Source organism: Vibrio metschnikovii CIP 69.14, assembly GCF_000176155.1.
GTDB lineage: Bacteria > Pseudomonadota > Gammaproteobacteria > Enterobacterales > Vibrionaceae > Vibrio > Vibrio metschnikovii.
In genome coordinates this window covers 212,944-231,401 of record NZ_ACZO01000007.1, presented here as the reverse complement: position 1 = coordinate 231,401, position 18,458 = coordinate 212,944, and the positions used below count along the sequence as shown (strand labels likewise).

Below are 18,458 nucleotides of genomic sequence, written 5' to 3'. Positions count from 1 at the left end.
GGTGTTCCTTAAGATAAACAGGCATTAAACAACTGAATATTCACGATTTCACCAGCTTCTACTCGCCCGCGGTCCTGCTCTAATACCACAAAACAATTGGCAAGGCTCATTGAACGAAAAGCGCCAGAACTCTGATTACCAGTGCTTTCTACGACAAACTGCCCATTTTCAAGGTGATAAATACCACGCTGATAATCGGTGCGGCCTGGCGATTTTTTGAAGGGACTTTTAGTTCGAGCTGGAATAGACTGAGGCGCTTGCCATTCGCTGTGTCCTGCCAGTTTGGCCAGCATAGGCTGCACCAGAACATACAAGGTCAGCATCGCCGATACAGGGTTTCCCGGTAAACCACAAAACCAAGCGTTTTCTAATCGACCAAAAGCAAAAGGTTTACCTGGTTTTATCGCGAGCTTCCAAAAACCGATTTCGCCAAGTTCGGCAAGGATATCTTTGGTGTAATCAGCCTCGCCGACACTGACGCCACCAGATGTGACGACGACATCCGCAAGCTGTTGCGCTTGATTAAAGGTTGCTTTTAATGTCGCTGGGCAATCAGGGATGATCCCCAGATCGATAGCCTCGCAGCCAAAATTTTCAATCAACGGTTTAATACCATAGCGATTGCTATCGTAAATCTGTCCTTCAGAGAGCGTCTCACCGAGTGGTTTTAGTTCATCTCCGGTAGAGAAAAAGGCGACTTTAGGTTTACGTAATACGTTCACATGACTGATACCCAAAGTCGCGATCATTGGGATATCACGAACGGTTAAGCGTGAACCTTTGCGCAAGACTAGATCATTGTGTCCGATATCATCGCCCATCGGACGAATGTTGGCATTGGGTTGAACATGGTTCACAGAAAATTGAATACCGTGCTCGGTGACTTGCGCTTGCTCTTGCATGATCACCGCATCGCAACCGATTGGAATTTGTGCGCCAGTCATAATCCGAATACAGGTCAGTGGTGGCCACTCTCCAGTAAATGGTTGACCTGCAAACGATTTTCCTGCTACGGGCAAGGGTTGATTATGGACGATATCAGCGCGTCTGATGGCATAGCCATCCATTGCTGAGTTATCAAAAGGAGGCACAGGAATCGGAGAGAGAACATCTTCGGCTAAGACAAACCCCAGAGCTTCAGCAAGCGGAAGTTGCTGTGTTTGATTCACTGGGGTAATACGAGAAAGCATGGAATGCAGCGCATCTTCAATCGGCATTAAGCCCGGCGCATCACAACAGCCCATATTGTTGATCCTATGGTGGTTATTTTTGTCGGTACTTTAACACAGAAAGGGCATGACAATAATGTCCGCCCATAAAATAGGGATGTAATTATTCAAAAATCCGAGTATTCTTGTCTGCCATTCGAGAGGGGTAATGAAGAGGTAGGGGAAATGTCAATTTTGAGCGAATCCGCCCAGTTAGTGAAAGCAGCACTAGAGAGCCGCGGTCAGGAAACGCCAATGCAACCCAATGCAATTAGCCGTGAAGAGAAAAAAGCGCAAATTGAATTTCATATGCGTGAAGTCTTAACTCTTCTGGGTCTAGATTTAGCGGATGATAGTCTACAAGAGACACCGCATCGGATTGCCAAAATGTATGTCGATGAAATTTTCTCTGGGCTTGATTATAAAAACTTCCCAAAAATTACCGTCATTGAAAATAAAATGAAAGTCAGTGAAATGGTACGCGTCAAGGATATTACCGTGACCAGTACCTGTGAGCATCATTTAGTGACCATCGATGGTAAAGCTGCGGTCGCTTATATTCCACGTGGTAAAATCATCGGCTTATCAAAAATCAATCGCATTGTACGTTTTTTTGCTCAGCGCCCTCAGGTGCAAGAGCGTTTAACGCAACAGATTTTAGTTGCGTTGCAGACGTTACTTGAGTCGGATGATGTTGCGGTAACGATTGACGCTACCCACTATTGTGTAAAGTCTCGAGGTGTCATGGACGCGACAAGCGTAACCACCACGACCGCTTTAGGGGGGATATTTAAATCTAACCCTGCCACCCGCGCCGAATTTTTGCATGGATTACGTTAATACCTCGTTGTGGTGTTAATAGATAAAAAGCCTCTCATCAGAGATAATGGGGGGCTTTTTATTTGCCGCTGGCGCGAGTGATGAGATTACACGACGTTATCGAGTTAAGCTCAATCTCTCGGGTTGTAGAGCAACAACCTTATTCGTCCAATATCAGCCCAATTCATGCTACAAGGGCAAATAATCGCCATATCCTTCCGCTGCCATTTTCTCTTCTGGAATAAAACGCATTGCCGCAGAGTTCATACAGTAACGCAGGCCAGTAGGTGCCGGACCGTCCTTAAAGACATGACCAAGATGTGAGTCGCCGAACCGACTGCGTACTTCCGTTCTGGTATAGAAAAGACGAAAATCGCTTTTGGTAATAATGTACGCTGAATTAATCGGCTTGGTGAAGCTTGGCCAGCCTGTTCCTGAGCGAAATTTATCTTGCGACGAAAAGAGTGGTTCCCCAGTGACGATGTCTACATAAATACCGCGTTGATCATTATCCCAGTATTCATTATTGAAAGCGCTTTCCGTGCCTTCTTGCTGAGTGACATAATATTGTACATCAGTTAGCTTGGCCCGAATCTCTTCAGGCGATGGCTTGTGGTAGGTTTTGATGTTTTGTTCTGCAAGCGATTTGTCAATCAATTGACGTAATGTGATGGGGTTCTTATTACGCTCACGACCAAAAATTTGGTCTAAATATTGATCTCGTCCTGAAGCATGACGATAGTATTTATAACGAATCGGATTCTTTTTATAAAAATCTTGATGGTACTCTTCCGCAGGCCAAAATTCGGTGTACTCAATCAATTCAGTATTCAGGGGCTTTTGATAAATACCTAAAGCATCCACTTGTTTTATTAACTGTTGAGCGATCTGCTTTTGGATTAAATCATGGTAGAAAATCGCTGGTCGATATTGTAGCCCACGATCTATAAACGAACCTTTTGCGTCTGTTGGGTCGATGTGGCGTAAGAAATAATCCAACACTTGTTCATAACTGACCAGATCATCATCAAAAGTGACTTGAATGACCTCAATATGTCCCGATTTTCCAGATGATACTTGCTGATAGGTTGGGTTTGCTAATGTACCACCTGCGTAACCAGAGACAACATTGACGACGCCCTCGAGTTTTTCTAAATCGGCCTCTGTACACCAGAAGCATCCTCCCGCTAAAGTCGCGATTGTATAAGACGACTCTGTTGTGGATAAAGACGGATTATTCGCTCGAGTAGTGATAGAGAATAGAACCAATAGCGTTAGCACGCTGGAGGAAAACCATATTGTAAAACGCTTCATCTTGCCCTTTACCTATTTTATTTGGATGACCAGTGATGGTGATTATTGTCTATTTTAAACGGCCGTCGTGCTAAAAAGCGGAGTGTATTACCATTGTTTAAGCACGCTAAGCAGTAGTGTCTTATCGACAATATCAAGACTCTGTTATCTATACGTAAAATAGAGCAAGAAAGAGCAACAAAGTGAAGAAATTGCTTTTGCTGATCATGTTATTGGTTAACTCAAACCAATGATGTTGCCATCATCATCGAGATCAATTGCCATAAAACTGGGTTTTGCTGGAAGTCCGGGCATGGTAAGCACGTTGCCACATAAGGCATAAATGAATTCCGCACCAGCACATAGTTTTAACTCTCTAATGGTGAGAGTAAAGGCTTTGGGCGCACCCTTAATGGCTGGATCTCCGGTGAGAGACATCGGATTTTTAGCCAAACAAACGGAGAAATGCTGACAAGGTAGCGTTTCTAATTCGGCCAGTTGTTGCTTAGCCAGTGCACTAAGCTCGATGGTCGTTGCGCCATAACTTTTCGCAACCGCAGTGAGCTTATTGAGCAGTGAATCTTGCGCTTGATAAAGAGGTTTAAAATGTGTGGCTTTTTGGCATTGAGCGATGACTTGCTGGGCAAGGTCTAGTGCGCCATACCCTCCTTGAGAAAAGGCATCTGAAACGGCGACTTTGACATCATTAGGTAGACGTTTAATCAAACTAAGTAGTTGCTGAAGCTCTTCTTCGCTATCTTGTGGAAAACGATTGATGGCCACCACGGCTGGAATACCATAGCGATTCACATTATCAATATGCCATTGTAAGTTGGTGAAGCCGGCGGTCAGTGCCGCGTCGTCGGGCTGAAAAAGTAACTGACTGTCTATTTGCTTCAGATCAAATAGCCCTGAATTAGCTTTAATTCCACGTAAAGTTGCGACGATAACGGCACAATCTGGGGCTCTATTAGCTACATTGGCTTTAATATTACACGCTTTTTCAAAGCCCATATCAGAGCCAAAACCAGCCTCTGTCACGGCATAATCCGCTAGCTTACTGGCAATCTCATCAGCAATAATCGATGAATTACCATGGGCAATGTTGGCAAAGGGACCCGCGTGAATGAGGGTTGGAACGCCCTCCAAGGTTTGCATTAACGTTGGCATTATCGCGTCTTTCATACAAACCGCCATAGCCCCCGCGACCTTGAGATCTTCGGCGGTGATCGCTTGTCCATCGAGATCATAAGCGAGAATAATCTGACCAAGTCGGCGACGTAAATCGGCTAAGTTTTTCGCCAGCGCTAAAATCGCCATCAATTCAGAAGCGGCGGAAATATCAAAGCCGTCTTCTCGTTCAATGCCGTTCGTTGTTTGGCCTTCAGGATTACGGCCGACAGTGATGTAACGCAGGGCGCGATCGTTATGATCGACCACTCGTTTCCAAACAATACGTTTAGGATCGATTCGCAGTGCAGGTAACCCTGTCTGTGTGGAGAAATTTTCGTAACCAAGACGAGTTTCGTGGTATAGACGGGCATCAATCGCTGCTGCGGCTAAGTTATGCGCCGAAGTTACGGCATGAATATCACCGGTAAGATGTAAGTTGAGCTCTTCCATCGGTGCAACTTGTGAATAGCCACCACCTGCCGCTCCGCCTTTGACACCAAAAATCGGTCCCATGGAGGGTTGACGGATACAAGCGATAACGGATTTATTTAAGTGCGCAAGGCCTTGTGCTAAGCCTATCGTGTTCACCGTTTTACCTTCGCCAAGTGGCGTAGGAGTAATGGCCGTAACTAAGATCAATTTTCCTGAAGAGACATTTTTAAGGCGTTGTAAGCAATGTAATGAAACTTTGGCTTTATAAGAGCCTTGGCTGTGAAATTCATCAGTCAATAAGCCAGCTTTTTTAGCGATGAGCTCAATGTTTTGTAGGGGAGTTGTACGGCAAATCTCACTATCTGACAGCATAAAACCCTCGTAGTAAGGCTAAATAGGGTGAAGAAGACCATTTTGCTGCGATAGTAACGTGTAAAAAATGCTTGTAAAGGAGATTGATAGTAAAAAGAGACATCTCAGCCTTCCGTTACATGCTGACGAACTAATGATGTCAGCAGGCTAATCGGAGGTATGATGGTTAAGCAGAGCCATGGATAACAGGCAATAGATTAAGACAAAGGAGAGTTATTTGTTGCTATAAAAAGCTTCTTTCTTGCGAGACAATTTGTACCATTGACGTTGTCTGGTCGATCTTCTAGACATAGATTTCCTAATAAAGTGAGACTGCAATAAGCGGAGGATAAACGAGAGTGCAGGGGGGAAGTAAAACGCAGTGCAGAGCACTGCGTTTTGAAATTTAGCTTACAGAGGCGTTACTTCAGTCGCTTGCGGACCTTTTTTGCCTTCTTCAACATTAAAGCTTACTTTTTGACCTTCAGCTAATGTTTTGAAGCCATCAGAGACAATGGAGTTGAAGTGAACAAACACGTCTTTACCGCCGTTGTCTTGAGAAATGAAACCGAAACCTTTAGTTTCGTTGAACCATTTTACTGTACCAGTCGTTTTACCAGACATAGTTACCTCTAAATATCTTAAATTTAATAGAATGAATTTTGGCTGATAACGCAAGCTATTGAATGGTCTATCTAGGTGAAGTTGACACAGGTTTAACGAAAGGTTTCGCGACTTGTATAAAACAAAACTTACACTGAATTTACATTAACAACTCTTCTGTAAGAGCCAACTTTAACTATACACACAGAATCCTAAATAGCGAGAACTATTTTTCATGTCTGATTGTTTTTAGGGAGCTTGTGTATGAATAACAAAGAGTTAGGGTGTATGCTTAACGCCTAATATCTTGTGTATACGCTGTGTAAAAAACGCTTAATCGGCTTTTTTAACACGAATCTTGCTTTTATGGACATCGCTTAAATTGAGATTCGCGATGGCTTGTTTGGCTTCTTCGAGATTTGGCATTTCGACAAATGCAAAGCCTTTTGAGTGACCTGTGATTTGGTCCAGTACTAGATTGCATGCTTTTACTTCACCAAAAGCGGAGAATAAAACGCGGATGTCTTGTTCGGTGGTAGTACGGGATAAATTTCTAACTAACAGTTTCATGAATAATAATCTTGTAGGAATTGACGCTGTATTGTCTCAGTTTCTCAAGGTGAAACCAAGGAAATCTTTGTGTTAACAGTGTTTGTCTTGATAAGAGAGGATAAAAGGCGAGCCATTAAGCTCGCCATTGATTTTTCAAATTAGCACAGAACTAGGGACGAGTGACCGTCACGGTTTATTACTCTTCGTAATTATCAATGCTTGGACAGGTACAGACCAGATTACGATCGCCATAGACGTTGTCGACGCGATTGACGGTTGGCCAGTACTTGGTGGTTTTGCTGTGCTCTGATGGGAAACAAGCGATTTCGCGAGAATAAGGATGTGACCATTGCTCAACGGTTAAATCGACTTGCGTGTGCGGCGCATTGACTAGTGGGTTATCTTCTAATGGCCACTCGCCAGTTTGCACTTTGTTTATCTCTTGGCGAATAGCGATCATCGCCTCACAGAAACGATCGATTTCAGCTAAGCTTTCAGATTCGGTTGGTTCAACCATCAGTGTACCCGCAACCGGGAACGACATAGTTGGCGCATGGAAGCCATAATCCATTAAGCGCTTAGCGATATCTTCTTCACTGATGCCGCTTTGCTCTTTTAATGGACGAATATCGATAATGCACTCATGGGCTACTCGACCATTATGACCACGATATAAAACAGAGTAGTGCGGACGCAGGCGCTCCATAATATAGTTGGCATTAAGAATCGCCAGCTTGGTTGCTTGCTCTAATCCCGTTGCTCCCATCATGGTGATATAAGCCCACGAAATAGGCAAAATGGAGGCACTGCCTAAATCCGCAGCAGAGACGGCATATTCTGTGCCTTCGATACCGCCTTCAATATGCCCAGGTAAGAACGGAGCTAAATGAGATTTTACTCCAATAGGGCCCATACCTGGACCACCGCCACCGTGTGGAATACAGAAGGTTTTATGTAGGTTAAGGTGCGATACATCTGAACCAATAAAACCGGGAGAGGTGAGGCCAACTTGTGCATTCATATTGGCGCCATCGAGATACACTTGGCCGCCAGCTTGGTGCACCATTTCACACACTTGGCGTACTTGTTCTTCATAGACACCATGAGTCGAAGGATAGGTGATCATAATCGCAGACAGGTTCGCTCGATGTTTATCGATTTTCGCCGCTAGATCAGTCAGATCAACGTTACCATTATTATCGCATTTCACAACCACCACTTTCATCGATAACATGGAAGCGGTCGCAGGGTTAGTACCATGAGCCGAACTTGGGATTAAACAGACATCGCGGTGTCCTTCACCACGGCTTTGGTGATAACGCTGAATAGCAATCAGACCCGCGTATTCACCAGATGCGCCAGAGTTTGGTTGCAGTGAAAAGGCATCATAACCGGTGATTTCGCATAATTTTTGTTTTAGATCTTTGGCTAATGCTGCGTAACCTTGCGCTTGTTCTTTGGGGGCGAAGGGGTGTAATGCGCCAAATTCTGGCCAAGTGACTGGGATCATTTCAGCGGTGGCATTAAGCTTCATGGTGCAGCTGCCAAGTGGAATCATACCGTGAGCCAAAGAGAAATCTTTATTTTCCAGTTTCTTCATATAGCGCAGCATTTGCGTTTCGCTATGATGCGTGTTGAACACAGGATGAGTAAGGAAGCTTGATTGGCGGCGGCAAGATTCAGGAATCGCGGCAAATTCATTGTCAGCAATGGCGGTCGATAAATCGTCAATCGTTTCGTTAACGTCAAAAACATCAAATAGGGCTTTGATATCTTCAACCGTCGTCGTTTCATCCAAGCTAATACCAATTTGCTGCGCCGATTTACGTAGATTCATTCCGGCTAGTTGCGCTTGCTGATAAAGCTTTTCTGTTGCCGAACCAGTGTTGATGGTTAACGTATCAAAAAAGCTATGATGATCTAACTCATAGCCCGCTTTGGTTAAACCGGCGGCAAGAATCGCTGTTAAATGATGGGTTCTACGAGCGATGGTTTTAAGGCCTTCAGGACCATGGTACACCGCGTAGAAAGCGGCCATATTCGCCAGTAGTGCCTGTGCGGTACAAATATTTGAGGTGGCTTTTTCACGGCGAATATGCTGCTCACGAGTTTGCATCGCCATACGCAACGCTTGATTGCCTTTGGCATCGATGGAAACCCCAATCACGCGACCTGGCATGGTGCGCTTATGGGCGTCACGAGTGGCCATGAATGCGGCATGTGGACCACCATAGCCCATTGGTACGCCAAAGCGCTGTGCTGAACCAATCACGACATCAGCACCCATTTCTCCGGCCGGTTTAAGCAGTACACTGGCCAGCAAATCAGTGGCGACGGTGACTAAAGTTTTATTGTGATGTGCTTTTTCGATGATGGCAGTCAAATCGCGCACTTCACCGCGAGTATTTGGGTATTGCAGTAATGCGCCAAACACTTCTTGCTCCGCCAAACTCTCGATAGGCGCGACATTCACTTCAAAACCAAGGAAGCCAGCTCGGGTTTTGATGACTTCAATAGTCTGTGGATGGACATCGTCCGCGACAAAAAAGACGTTACTTTTGCTTTTACCAGCGCGATGGCATAACGCCATGGCTTCTGCGGCCGCTGTCGCTTCATCTAATAATGAGGCGTTTGCGATCTCCATACCCGTTAAGTCGATGATCATCTGTTGATAGTTAAGCAGCGACTCTAAGCGACCTTGAGAGATTTCAGGTTGATAAGGAGTATAAGCCGTGTACCAACCAGGATTTTCGAGTACATTGCGTAAAATAACGTGAGGCGTAAACGTATTGTAGTAACCTTGACCAATAAAAGTACGCTTAATCTGGTTTTGTTGAGCAAAGGTTTTCAGCGTCGCGAGCATGTTGGTTTCACTTTGCGGCTCACCAATATCAAGGGCGGCTTCTAAGCGAATATTAGCGGGGACGGTTTCGTTAATTAGCGCATCAAGACTCGAAGCCTGAATAGTGGCTAACATGGTCTGTTGATCATTGACGCGTGGTCCGTTATGGCGTGCAATAAATTCGTTTTGTGTGCTTAGGCGGTGCAGTAACTCGGTCATTTTCCCTTACCTATAGATAGAGCTGTAGTATGGCTTACCATCATGTTCGATAACGCTAATTATACCGATAAGCGTTGACGGATAATTGATATCAATGGGTTGTCGTGAATAAGAATTATGATGAAAAGCTGCCTTGGTCTTCACCATATCAGGTGGCTTTAGCCCATTAGGTGGCAGCTTGTTGATCAATTAATCTTCTTCAATCAACGTCAGATATTCATCGGCATCTTTAAGATCATCGAGTTCAGAAGCATCGGACATTTTAATTTTAACAATCCAGCCAGAGTCATAAGGTTCTTCATTGATCAGCTCTGGGCGATCGGATAGTTCTTCGTTAATTTCGATAACCATGCCCGATACTGGAGCATAAATGTCAGATGCTGCTTTGACCGATTCAACCAAGGAAAAATTATCTCCTGCGTCAAATTCACTCTCTAGCTCGGGCAACTCAACAAACACCACATCACCCAGCATCGCTTGGGCATGTTCTGAAATTCCAATCGTGACGGTACCGTCGCCGTTATCACGCACCCATTCATGGCTATCAGTAAACTTCAGTGTTTTATCCATTGTTTTTTCTCCAAATTGGTAGCGAACGCTCGCCGAGCGAGTGTGCAATAGTTCAAAAAGAACTTTTGTGTGCTTGCTCACTGAATTGAGCCAATCTGTTCTTTTTGAGGGTATTGAGCGTCATTGAACCAAACGATTGCTTGGCTAACATGTTGGTAACATACCCCTTGCCAAATCAACAATCAATTAAAAATTTCCTATAGGAAACAAGAGTGCTGTTTTTGCTACTTAAAGCACGCTTTACTTGCGAGTGACTCTTTTTTCTGTGTCAGGCTTGATGCACAATGATACTTATTGATAGCGGTTCACTACAGGATAAGAAGCATGACAGAGCCCATTCATGATGAGTATCCATCCATGACATTAGCTAAAGAAGATCGCTCAGAAAACATCGAGCCACTTAAATTAGGGCCACGCATTAAGCAAGTTAGAGCGAATTTGGGAATTACCCTAGAAGAGGCGAGTCAGAGAACGGGATTGGCTCGCTCTACCTTAAGTAAAATAGAGAACGAGCAGATTTCGCCGACCTTCCAAGCGATGCAAAAACTCGCGCATGGATTGCAAATCGATATGCCTCAACTCTTTGACCCACCAAAGAAAATTATCGCTACTGGCCGTCGAGATATTACCCGTAGCGGGCTAGGGAAACCACATCCAACGCCTACTTATGAACATGAGCTATTGGCAACACAGTTGACCAATAAAAAAATGATGCCGTTCAAAAGCACCATCCGCGCTCGAGATTTTAGCGATTATCCCGATTGGGTAAGGCACGACGGCGAAGAGTTCCTGCTGATTTTGAGCGGTGAAGTGCTGTTCTATAGTGAGTTTTATGAGCCAGTGCCTCTTAGCGAAGGCGATAGTGTCTATTATGATGCGACGATGGGGCATATGTTAGTGTCTGTTAGTGAGCAAGACGCCTTGATTTTATGGGTTACGGCAAAGTAACGGACCTGTCGGTTGAAGCCATTTTGTTGCAAAGACGGATAAGTAAATTGTGATCTAAGTGTTAATTCTCGCAGCGTGTCTTGGCTGCAACTTGTTCGGCAATCAAAATAAGCGCATGCTTGTTTTTCTTGTTTATTATTGGAAACTTAAGCCAAACACTTGAGCGTGATGATATGGCTATCAAGAGAGCGCTCAATCAACTGGCGGCTTGATCGGCAACTCGCCACATGGAGAAAACAATGACGCAACAACCCCACTCAAATTCGCTACTGACTACTCCTTTGCATGCTGTGCACGTTGAATTAGGCGCAAAAATGGTCCCTTTTGCTGGGTATGATATGCCGGTTCAATACCCGCTCGGTGTTAAAAAAGAGCATTTACATACGCGTCAAGCGGCTGGATTGTTTGATGTTTCACACATGGGACAATTGCGTTTGCATGGTGTTGATGCGGCGGCGGCTTTAGAGCGTTTAGTTCCGGTTGATGTCATCGATTTACCGGTTGGTAAGCAGCGTTATGCGATTTTCACCAATCCACAAGGTGGTATTTTAGATGATTTGATGGTGGCCAACTTAGGCGATCATCTTTTTTTAGTGGTTAATGCAGCCTGTAAAGCACAGGATATAGCCCATTTAACCGCGCATTTACCTGCTGGGGTCCACTTGGAAGTCATTGAAGACAGAGCACTACTTGCTCTGCAAGGTCCAAAGGCGGCTCAGATATTGGCTCAGTGGCAACCTGCGGTAGCAGATATGCGTTTTATGGATATCCAAACTTTAGCGATCAACGGCATTGAATGCATTGTCAGTCGTAGTGGGTATACAGGAGAAGACGGCTTTGAAATCTCCGTACCTGCTGATAAAGCTGTCGCGTTTGCACAAGCATTAGCGGAACATCCCGATGTGGAGTGGATAGGCCTTGGAGCTCGTGATTCGCTACGTTTAGAGTGTGGCCTGTGTTTGTATGGTCATGATTTGGATGAAACCACCACGCCAGTAGAAGCCAGTCTGCTTTGGGCGATACAACCCGTGCGCCGGATCGGTGGCGAACGGGCTGGAGGGTTTCCCGGTGCTGAAATCATTCTTAAACAGATAGAGAGCAAACAGGTTGATCGTAAGCGAGTGGGATTAGTGGGCCAAACTAAAGCGCCTGTTCGGGAAGGAACAGAGTTGTTCGATTCTGATGGTAATAAAGTGGGTATCGTTACCAGTGGAACCGTTGGGCCGACAGCAGAGCAGCCTATTTCAATGGGGTATGTTCGAGCGGATCTGGCGGTGATAGGTCATGAGTTGTTTGCTGAAGTCCGTGGTAAAATGCTGCCGATGACGATTGAGAAGATGCCATTCGTCCCACAACGCTATTATCGAGGATAGCGAATTATTGACTTATCTCTTCTCGGTTAATGTTAAGAATAGAGCAGCGCGACCATGCTGCTTTATTCTTTTTCTCTTCGCTCAAACGCCTCAATTTTTCAATGACTCACTCGGTAATTGTTTGCAAAATACCACGAGTCTAATGGTTTTCTTTTCTCTTTCCTTCTTACAATTTGAATCGCTAATTAGGTTGGATCAGTTCGCCGATTCTAATCCTATTATTGACCTCTGTTTATTTAGGTTGATGGGCGTACTATTTACTTGCGGCATCAAGTTTTTTAGGTTGATTCCGCTATCTAGAACTACACTTTAATTATCTTACTTAGCTAGATATATGAGGTGTTTATGATAAAGAACCCCATTCAAATGGTTATTTTATGCCTCACGCTATCGATGAGCCCCATGGTTTTTGCTGAGCTGACATCACGTATCGTTAATGGTAAACCGACGACGATTACCACTTATCCTTCATTCGTTAGCTTATTTTATGATCGTATTGAATATGATCGCCGCTACAGTGCGGCGAGTTTTTGTGGTGGAACTTTGCTTGACGATCGACACGTATTAACTGCAGCGCACTGTTTGTTTGATGGAAGAGGAAAGTTAGATATTCCGTGGCTACTATTTACCGTGGCGACCCAAGTCGATAATGAATCGGATTTTCCTAACGGTAATATCACCACAGTACGTGGTGAAGCGTTTTTCTATCATCCCAATTACGACGATTCCGTTAACTCATTATGGGCGAACGATATCGCGATAATCCGTTTAGAACGAGGGCTAAATGGGCAAGGGTTTGTTAATCGACCGACGAGCCAAGCTTATCGACTTGGATTTAATGGCAATGATGATGACGATAATGACAGTATTTTTGAAGCGGTAGGTCACGGTAATACGCGATCAGGATTTGATGAAGATGACCGATTACTGTTTACCACTATGCAGTATGTGTCTAATGCTCGTTGTCAGTTAGATATTACGCCATTCGCGTTAGCGTTAAATCCCCATCACCTCTGCTTTAAAGGGGACGGCATTAATCCTGATAGCCGTCTTGCTAATGGGACTTGTCAAGGGGATTCGGGAGGTCCTATCTACTGGAATAATGCCGGTCATTTAGTGCAAGTGGGCATCACAAGTTTTGGCCCAGCGGAATGTGGCGTAGGTTTCTCACAATCACAGGTTACCTCGGTATTTACGGAGATTTATGGCTATCGTCAATGGATAGATCAAGTATTGAATGGACAATTGACGGCCAACTATATCGTTACAGAAGAAGCGCGTTTAGCATTTTTAGCGGGGAGTGGTAATTCATCGGTTTCTCCTTCACCGATTGCTACAGACTCGGGGAGTATTGCGTCGCCGAACGCTTCGGGAGGTGGTGCTATTGATGGCTTGATCAGCGCTGTACTATTGCTTTTAGGGTACGCACGTTATCAGCAAAAGAGGAAGTGATACGTTTAATTGAGTAGGGTATAGCGGCTGGCGGTGGCTAAAGAAAGAGGTTTCGAGAACCAGTAACCTTGTAGATAGTTGACACCCATTTGGCAAAATTTTTGCTGCATTGCACTGTTTTCTATCCCTTCAATCACAATATCCATGCCTCTTGAGCGGCATAGCTGGACAATAAATCGCAAATACTCTTCAGAGGCGGTATTCGTGAGTGTTTTCAAAGCCATCGTTCGATCAATTTTGATCTGATTTAGGGGCAAATCAAAGAAGCTATAAATTGAACTTAAGCCAGCGCCAAAATCATCCAATGACAGCTGAAAACCCATCTTACTGAGCGTATTCAGTTGATTTAAAGCATGTCGGTTACCATCCAATATCACGGTTTCGGTCAGCTCGAGCACGATGGATGAAGGGCAGACGCCAGCGGCATCAGCCATCATTTTGATATTGGCAGGAAAATTACTGTTGAGTAGTTGCAAAACAGACACATTGACGTTCACTCGCGTACTTGAACCATGTTGAACATGGTAACGATGAATAAACTGACAAGCTTTTTCAAAGACTTGATAGCCTAACTCGGTGATCAGTCCCTTTTTTTCCGCTACCGGAATAAACTCATCTGGATAGATCTCACCAAACTCTGACGATCGCCAACGAACTAAAGCTTCGAAACTGGCGACTTTACCAGTTTGCGCATGAATAATGGGTTGAAATTTAACCGATAAAGAGTGATGACATAAGGCTTCTTTTAAACCACGTTCAATAAAAAAGTAGCGATCCACCGTATGCTGAGTTTTTCCAGCGTAAATCTCGATTCGTGATCGACTTTTCTCACCTGCGTACTGACAGGTTTGTGCCGCAATGTTGAGGATTTGTACGGCGCTTAACTGCTCAGAAAAATGCGGCAAAACACCAATGTTCATTCGGTCACCCAATAGGTGACCTTGCTCTTGAGCAGAGTGAGAGTAACGCTCAAGAATCGATTGACACAATAGAGGTAAATCTTGATCTGACACAGGTTCGCGTAATAAAATTGCAAAATCGTCGGAACGTACGCGATACAGTGTCGAGTGGTGATGAATCAGATTACTTAAAGCATTGTGCATATGATGAAGAATATGTTGAATGACTTCAGCGCTGTATTGATTCAGGTAGGATTTAATATCTTCAATTTGAATATAAATGAGTGTTGCTGGCGGTGAGGTACGTTTGGCATCATCAATATCTCGTAATAATTTTGTGGTATTCGGCATGCCGGAAACTACATCATAAAACGCGGCTTGTTGCAGAAAAGACGTCATCTTTTTTTGTTCAGAAATATCTCGATGACTGCCGACCATAAACATTTCACCATCGTCAACGTTAGTTACTGCAGTACCAAGCAGCCAAACATAACGTCCATCCACTGTTCTTGCGCGATATTCGGTGGTGACGCGACCTTCTTGATGAAGATGACCATCCACTCGTTGTTCTAGCGGTATTCTATCGAGTGGGTGGACCAACGCTAGCCAATCATCTAAACCAATAGTGGTCGAATTAAAGCCAAACTGCTGATAAAAGCTCGGATTATAAAAAGTCATGGTTCCATATCGGTCCATATGGAAAATACCTTCACTAAAGATATCGAAGATATGAATCAAACGCTGTTGGTGACGACTGAGAAGTGAATGAGGCGGTTCGATAGTGTTTTCTTCTGTCAACAACATGCCAGTACACCTGATCTTAATATTGTTATCCGTAACCTACTATAACGTGTCGTTCAGTAGCGCTCAATTAACAATGTGTATTATCAGTCAGTTATAAGTCAAATTTGTGATAATTAAGGAAATCTCGATGAGTTTTCTTGAGTTTAACAAGATGCTGCTCGATTCGATAAAATTGACCACAGCTAGGTTGAGTCCGGCTGTGGTCAAAAGTGATGACGTCTCTTCAGTCATCGTTTTATGTCATGCACGAAGGTGGGTTAGAGAGATTAACGATCCCAATACGCTTCTTCTAAACTGTCTTCACGTTCAGGTAATGAACTCGATAGACGAGGTGAGTGCTGTGTTAAAACTTCATAGCTGACTCGGTTGGCATAACGGCAAACCTGCGAAAGAGATGAATACGTTAGATAAGGCAACGCATGTTTTGCTGAGTTAGGTACATTGTTTTGATGATAGCGGTTCGCCGCCATATCATGCAGCAAAGCGGACAGAGCACCATCACCAGCGCCATTGGTATTTTTGATTTCTAATGGGCCACCTAAATAGGGGCCAATATGCGAATAGACTTTTATCGGCTGTTGACAATCTTCCTTACGCATCGCGCGGCTAAATTCATAGCGGTTAAACTCAGGAATGTTACCAGGCAGTAGCGGTAGTTCAGTATCACGTTTCGCTGAATCATCAACATAACCTGCCATGTATAATCCAACAGGGCCAGCAGTACACAGCACTAAATCTACCCAATCTAACGCTTTATTGGCAGCTAAGAGCGGATCTTTCTCTCCGGTTAAGGCTTCCCCTTCTTCTTCATTCATCGCTAAGACGGTGACATGTTGCTTAAGATATTCTTGCCACCAAGTTTGATTACCTTCGATGACGTATTTTGTCCCCAAGGTCAATACCACTGGCACATGATGAGCTTTGGCTAATCCGATCGCTCGTTGTACCGCTTGTGGCATAGGATCTTCGGCTTTACCGCGCATCAGATAAGAAGAGACGACCAATGCAGAAGCTTTAGCAAAGACTTCTTCAGGAATACTCTCGGCGCGCAGCTTATTCATATGTCCTTCGTTAATCGCAAACGTTCGTTCGCCATCTTCTGAGATCAAGGTATAGCAACGACCGATAGGACCATCCACCGTTTGTAGATGGTTTAAATTCATGCGTGAAGAGGTTTGACATAAATATCGATAGGCGTAAGAGCTCACTTCGATATTTTTAGACATGACACCCAGTAAGACAGATTTACTATCGGCGAGCACAGAATAGTTGTGCAGCGTATTACCAATGGTATCGCCAGGGTATAGATGAGTAATGAGTTTGCGTTCGATCAGTTCTTCGTAAAGAGCGTCGGCTTGACTCTCTTCTAAAACGAGCGAGTGGCCTTTGCTTAATTGATATTTGGCTAAAAAAGCATCATCTACTCTGGCTTCAATATCAACAATCGTTTGCCCAACACCAACCACAGTTGGATGACGAAGCTTAGGCGTTTGTTGTATTTGGTTTACAAGTGGATCACGGGCGTGAATAGGGAAGTAGTGTTTCGATTTGCGTTGTCCGGGAAACTTCATGTCCAGAGTCATTGGTAAGGAAAAGTTTCGCGGATATTATCACAAAAAAATGAAACAATTTATAATATTTACATTATTACGGGTTCGCTAAGGAGAGAGGAACCAAGCTTGTTTGCGATGGTTGCTCTTATTGGTGATAAAACCATCGCTAAAGTTTATCTATCTCTAAGGCGTCGTATGAGCCACGGGTGGTTGATAGGCCGCGGTGCCCCACAATGGCACAGTGGAAAGACTGTGCTTAAAGCTACCTGAAGTCTCTTTGGTCGAGTAAGACACATACATTAAGGTTTGCGTTTGCGGATCATAAATACGTCGGATTTTCATGCTTTTAAAGAAAATGCTCTTCGATTTTTTAAACACGACCTCACCAGATTTGGATTTGTCGATGTTAGCGATCATCTGTGCAGTAATTTCTCCGGTTTGGCGGCACGAAATTGATGAGTCAGAAGGATCGGCTAGGCTCAAATCTGCTTCAATACTGGCAATGTGGCAGGTGACCCCCGTAACGATGGGATCCGTTAAATGATGGAGTTTAATGTCTTTCATGGTAAACAAGCCTAAGCTGACATCACCGACGGCAGAGCGATCACAGCCGGATAGTAATAAAGTACTTACGGCTAGGATGGTTAATTTTTTGAGCATATCTGGGATCCTCGACAAAACAGAGCATGATAATAACAGTAAGCAAAACAAAAGCGTGTAGATAACTGTGCTATGATAGGAAAAATATTGAGAACCTATCCTAACTTTGCCTCTTCACCCTGCGATGGGTAAGTGCTTTGGGCAAAATTGCTCGCCAAAGAAGAAACGACTATGACACATTTATCTTCATCTAACGACATGCAAGCGCTGATTGATGCGAAGAATCAATGGCTGTATGACCAGGTTGATGTCCAGTTCCCGACGCCAGAAAGTCTGCAAGGCCTTACGGTTTATCAGACATTAAATCAAGCCTTACCCAGTGAAGCGTTTACGGCGCAGCATCACGTTGCCGAGAGTCATTTAGCGGCCATTTATTTGGTGGACTTTCATCGTTTAACCATTATGTTTGCGTTATTACAAGCGACGCGTTGTGAGCAAGCGGCCCAACAAGCTTTATTAGTCGAGTTTTTCACGCAGATCATTTATTCGCCGCCTTGCCGCTTATATTTGGGATTTGCTGACGCTCAACCGATGGCTGCTGCCATTGTGACCAGTGATGGCTCGTCACTGCTTATCTCCGATGTGGTGATGCAAAACAACCCGATCTTTACCTCTAGTGATGAGTTTGTTTCTGCTGTCGTGGCTAAATATCAGCAAGAAAACCTAGTCTCCGGTTCTATCTATATTGAGCATTCCCAGCCATAACA

At 44.3% G+C, this 18,458-nt stretch carries 15 protein-coding genes; 5 read left to right on the top strand and 10 right to left on the bottom strand.

The window, feature by feature from the left end:
• Positions 1–8: 8 nt before the first annotated feature.
• Complete coding sequence (moeA, locus tag VIB_RS12805; protein ID WP_004396635.1) at positions 9–1,244, bottom strand: molybdopterin molybdotransferase MoeA; 1,236 nt, start codon at positions 1,242–1,244, stop codon at positions 9–11.
• A gap of 150 nt (positions 1,245–1,394) precedes the next feature.
• Between moeA and folE the strand changes: the two genes are divergently transcribed.
• Positions 1,395–2,048 carry a GTP cyclohydrolase I FolE gene (folE, locus tag VIB_RS12800; protein WP_004396634.1) on the top strand — a complete coding sequence of 218 codons (654 nt, stop codon included), beginning with the start codon at positions 1,395–1,397 and terminating at the stop codon, positions 2,046–2,048.
• Positions 2,049–2,216: 168 nt separating this feature from the next.
• Here the strand turns inward: folE and msrB are convergent, their stop codons facing one another.
• The 6 genes from msrB to gcvH all read right to left on the bottom strand — a co-directional run bounded on the left by msrB (position 2,217) and on the right by gcvH (position 10,062).
• Positions 2,217–3,341, bottom strand: a complete 1,125-nt coding sequence (msrB, locus tag VIB_RS12795) for a peptide-methionine (R)-S-oxide reductase MsrB (RefSeq protein WP_004396633.1) — start codon at positions 3,339–3,341, stop codon at positions 2,217–2,219.
• Between the two features lie 216 nt (positions 3,342–3,557).
• Complete coding sequence (locus VIB_RS12790; RefSeq protein WP_004396632.1) at positions 3,558–5,297, bottom strand: formate--tetrahydrofolate ligase; 1,740 nt, start codon at positions 5,295–5,297, stop codon at positions 3,558–3,560.
• A gap of 390 nt (positions 5,298–5,687) precedes the next feature.
• The gene (cspE, locus tag VIB_RS12785; protein WP_004396631.1) at positions 5,688–5,900 is read right to left on the bottom strand and encodes a transcription antiterminator/RNA stability regulator CspE; all 213 of its coding nucleotides are present in this window, start codon (positions 5,898–5,900) and stop codon (positions 5,688–5,690) included.
• Positions 5,901–6,212: 312 nt separating this feature from the next.
• The gene (locus VIB_RS12780; protein WP_004396630.1) at positions 6,213–6,449 is read right to left on the bottom strand and encodes an RNA recognition motif domain-containing protein; all 237 of its coding nucleotides are present in this window, start codon (positions 6,447–6,449) and stop codon (positions 6,213–6,215) included.
• 178 nt (positions 6,450–6,627) lie between these two features.
• Complete coding sequence (gene gcvP, locus VIB_RS12775; RefSeq protein WP_040905090.1) at positions 6,628–9,492, bottom strand: aminomethyl-transferring glycine dehydrogenase; 2,865 nt, start codon at positions 9,490–9,492, stop codon at positions 6,628–6,630.
• 189 nt (positions 9,493–9,681) lie between these two features.
• Positions 9,682–10,062, bottom strand: coding sequence for a glycine cleavage system protein GcvH (gene gcvH, locus VIB_RS12770; RefSeq protein WP_004396628.1), 381 nt, complete (start codon positions 10,060–10,062; stop codon positions 9,682–9,684).
• A 324-nt stretch (positions 10,063–10,386) separates the two neighbouring features.
• Between gcvH and VIB_RS12765 the strand changes: the two genes are divergently transcribed.
• The 3 genes from VIB_RS12765 to VIB_RS12755 all read left to right on the top strand — a co-directional run bounded on the left by VIB_RS12765 (position 10,387) and on the right by VIB_RS12755 (position 13,835).
• Positions 10,387–11,010 carry a helix-turn-helix domain-containing protein gene (locus VIB_RS12765; protein ID WP_004396627.1) on the top strand — a complete coding sequence of 208 codons (624 nt, stop codon included), beginning with the start codon at positions 10,387–10,389 and terminating at the stop codon, positions 11,008–11,010.
• A gap of 239 nt (positions 11,011–11,249) precedes the next feature.
• Entirely contained in the window at positions 11,250–12,383 is a 1,134-nt protein-coding gene (gene gcvT, locus VIB_RS12760) for a glycine cleavage system aminomethyltransferase GcvT (protein WP_004396626.1), read from the top strand.
• A 345-nt stretch (positions 12,384–12,728) separates the two neighbouring features.
• Positions 12,729–13,835: a S1 family peptidase gene (locus tag VIB_RS12755; RefSeq protein ID WP_004396625.1), complete on the top strand. Its 1,107-nt coding sequence runs from the start codon at positions 12,729–12,731 to the stop codon at positions 13,833–13,835.
• Positions 13,836–13,840: 5 nt separating this feature from the next.
• On the opposite strand, the gene VIB_RS12750 is transcribed toward VIB_RS12755, so the two are convergent.
• The 3 genes from VIB_RS12750 to VIB_RS12740 form a co-directional block, all read right to left on the bottom strand.
• Positions 13,841–15,538: an EAL domain-containing protein gene (locus VIB_RS12750; protein WP_004396624.1), complete on the bottom strand. Its 1,698-nt coding sequence runs from the start codon at positions 15,536–15,538 to the stop codon at positions 13,841–13,843.
• Between the two features lie 266 nt (positions 15,539–15,804).
• A complete protein-coding gene (locus VIB_RS12745) occupies positions 15,805–17,109 on the bottom strand; it encodes an inosine/guanosine kinase (RefSeq protein ID WP_004396623.1) in 1,305 nt (434 codons plus the stop codon).
• A gap of 165 nt (positions 17,110–17,274) precedes the next feature.
• Positions 17,275–17,751: a CreA family protein gene (locus VIB_RS12740; RefSeq protein ID WP_040905087.1), complete on the bottom strand. Its 477-nt coding sequence runs from the start codon at positions 17,749–17,751 to the stop codon at positions 17,275–17,277.
• 171 nt (positions 17,752–17,922) lie between these two features.
• On the opposite strand from VIB_RS12740, the gene VIB_RS12735 reads away from it, so the two are divergent.
• Positions 17,923–18,456 (top strand): hypothetical protein, encoded by a 534-nt coding sequence (locus VIB_RS12735; RefSeq protein ID WP_244262437.1) that lies wholly within the window; start codon positions 17,923–17,925, stop codon positions 18,454–18,456.
• Positions 18,457–18,458: the final 2 nt, after the last annotated feature.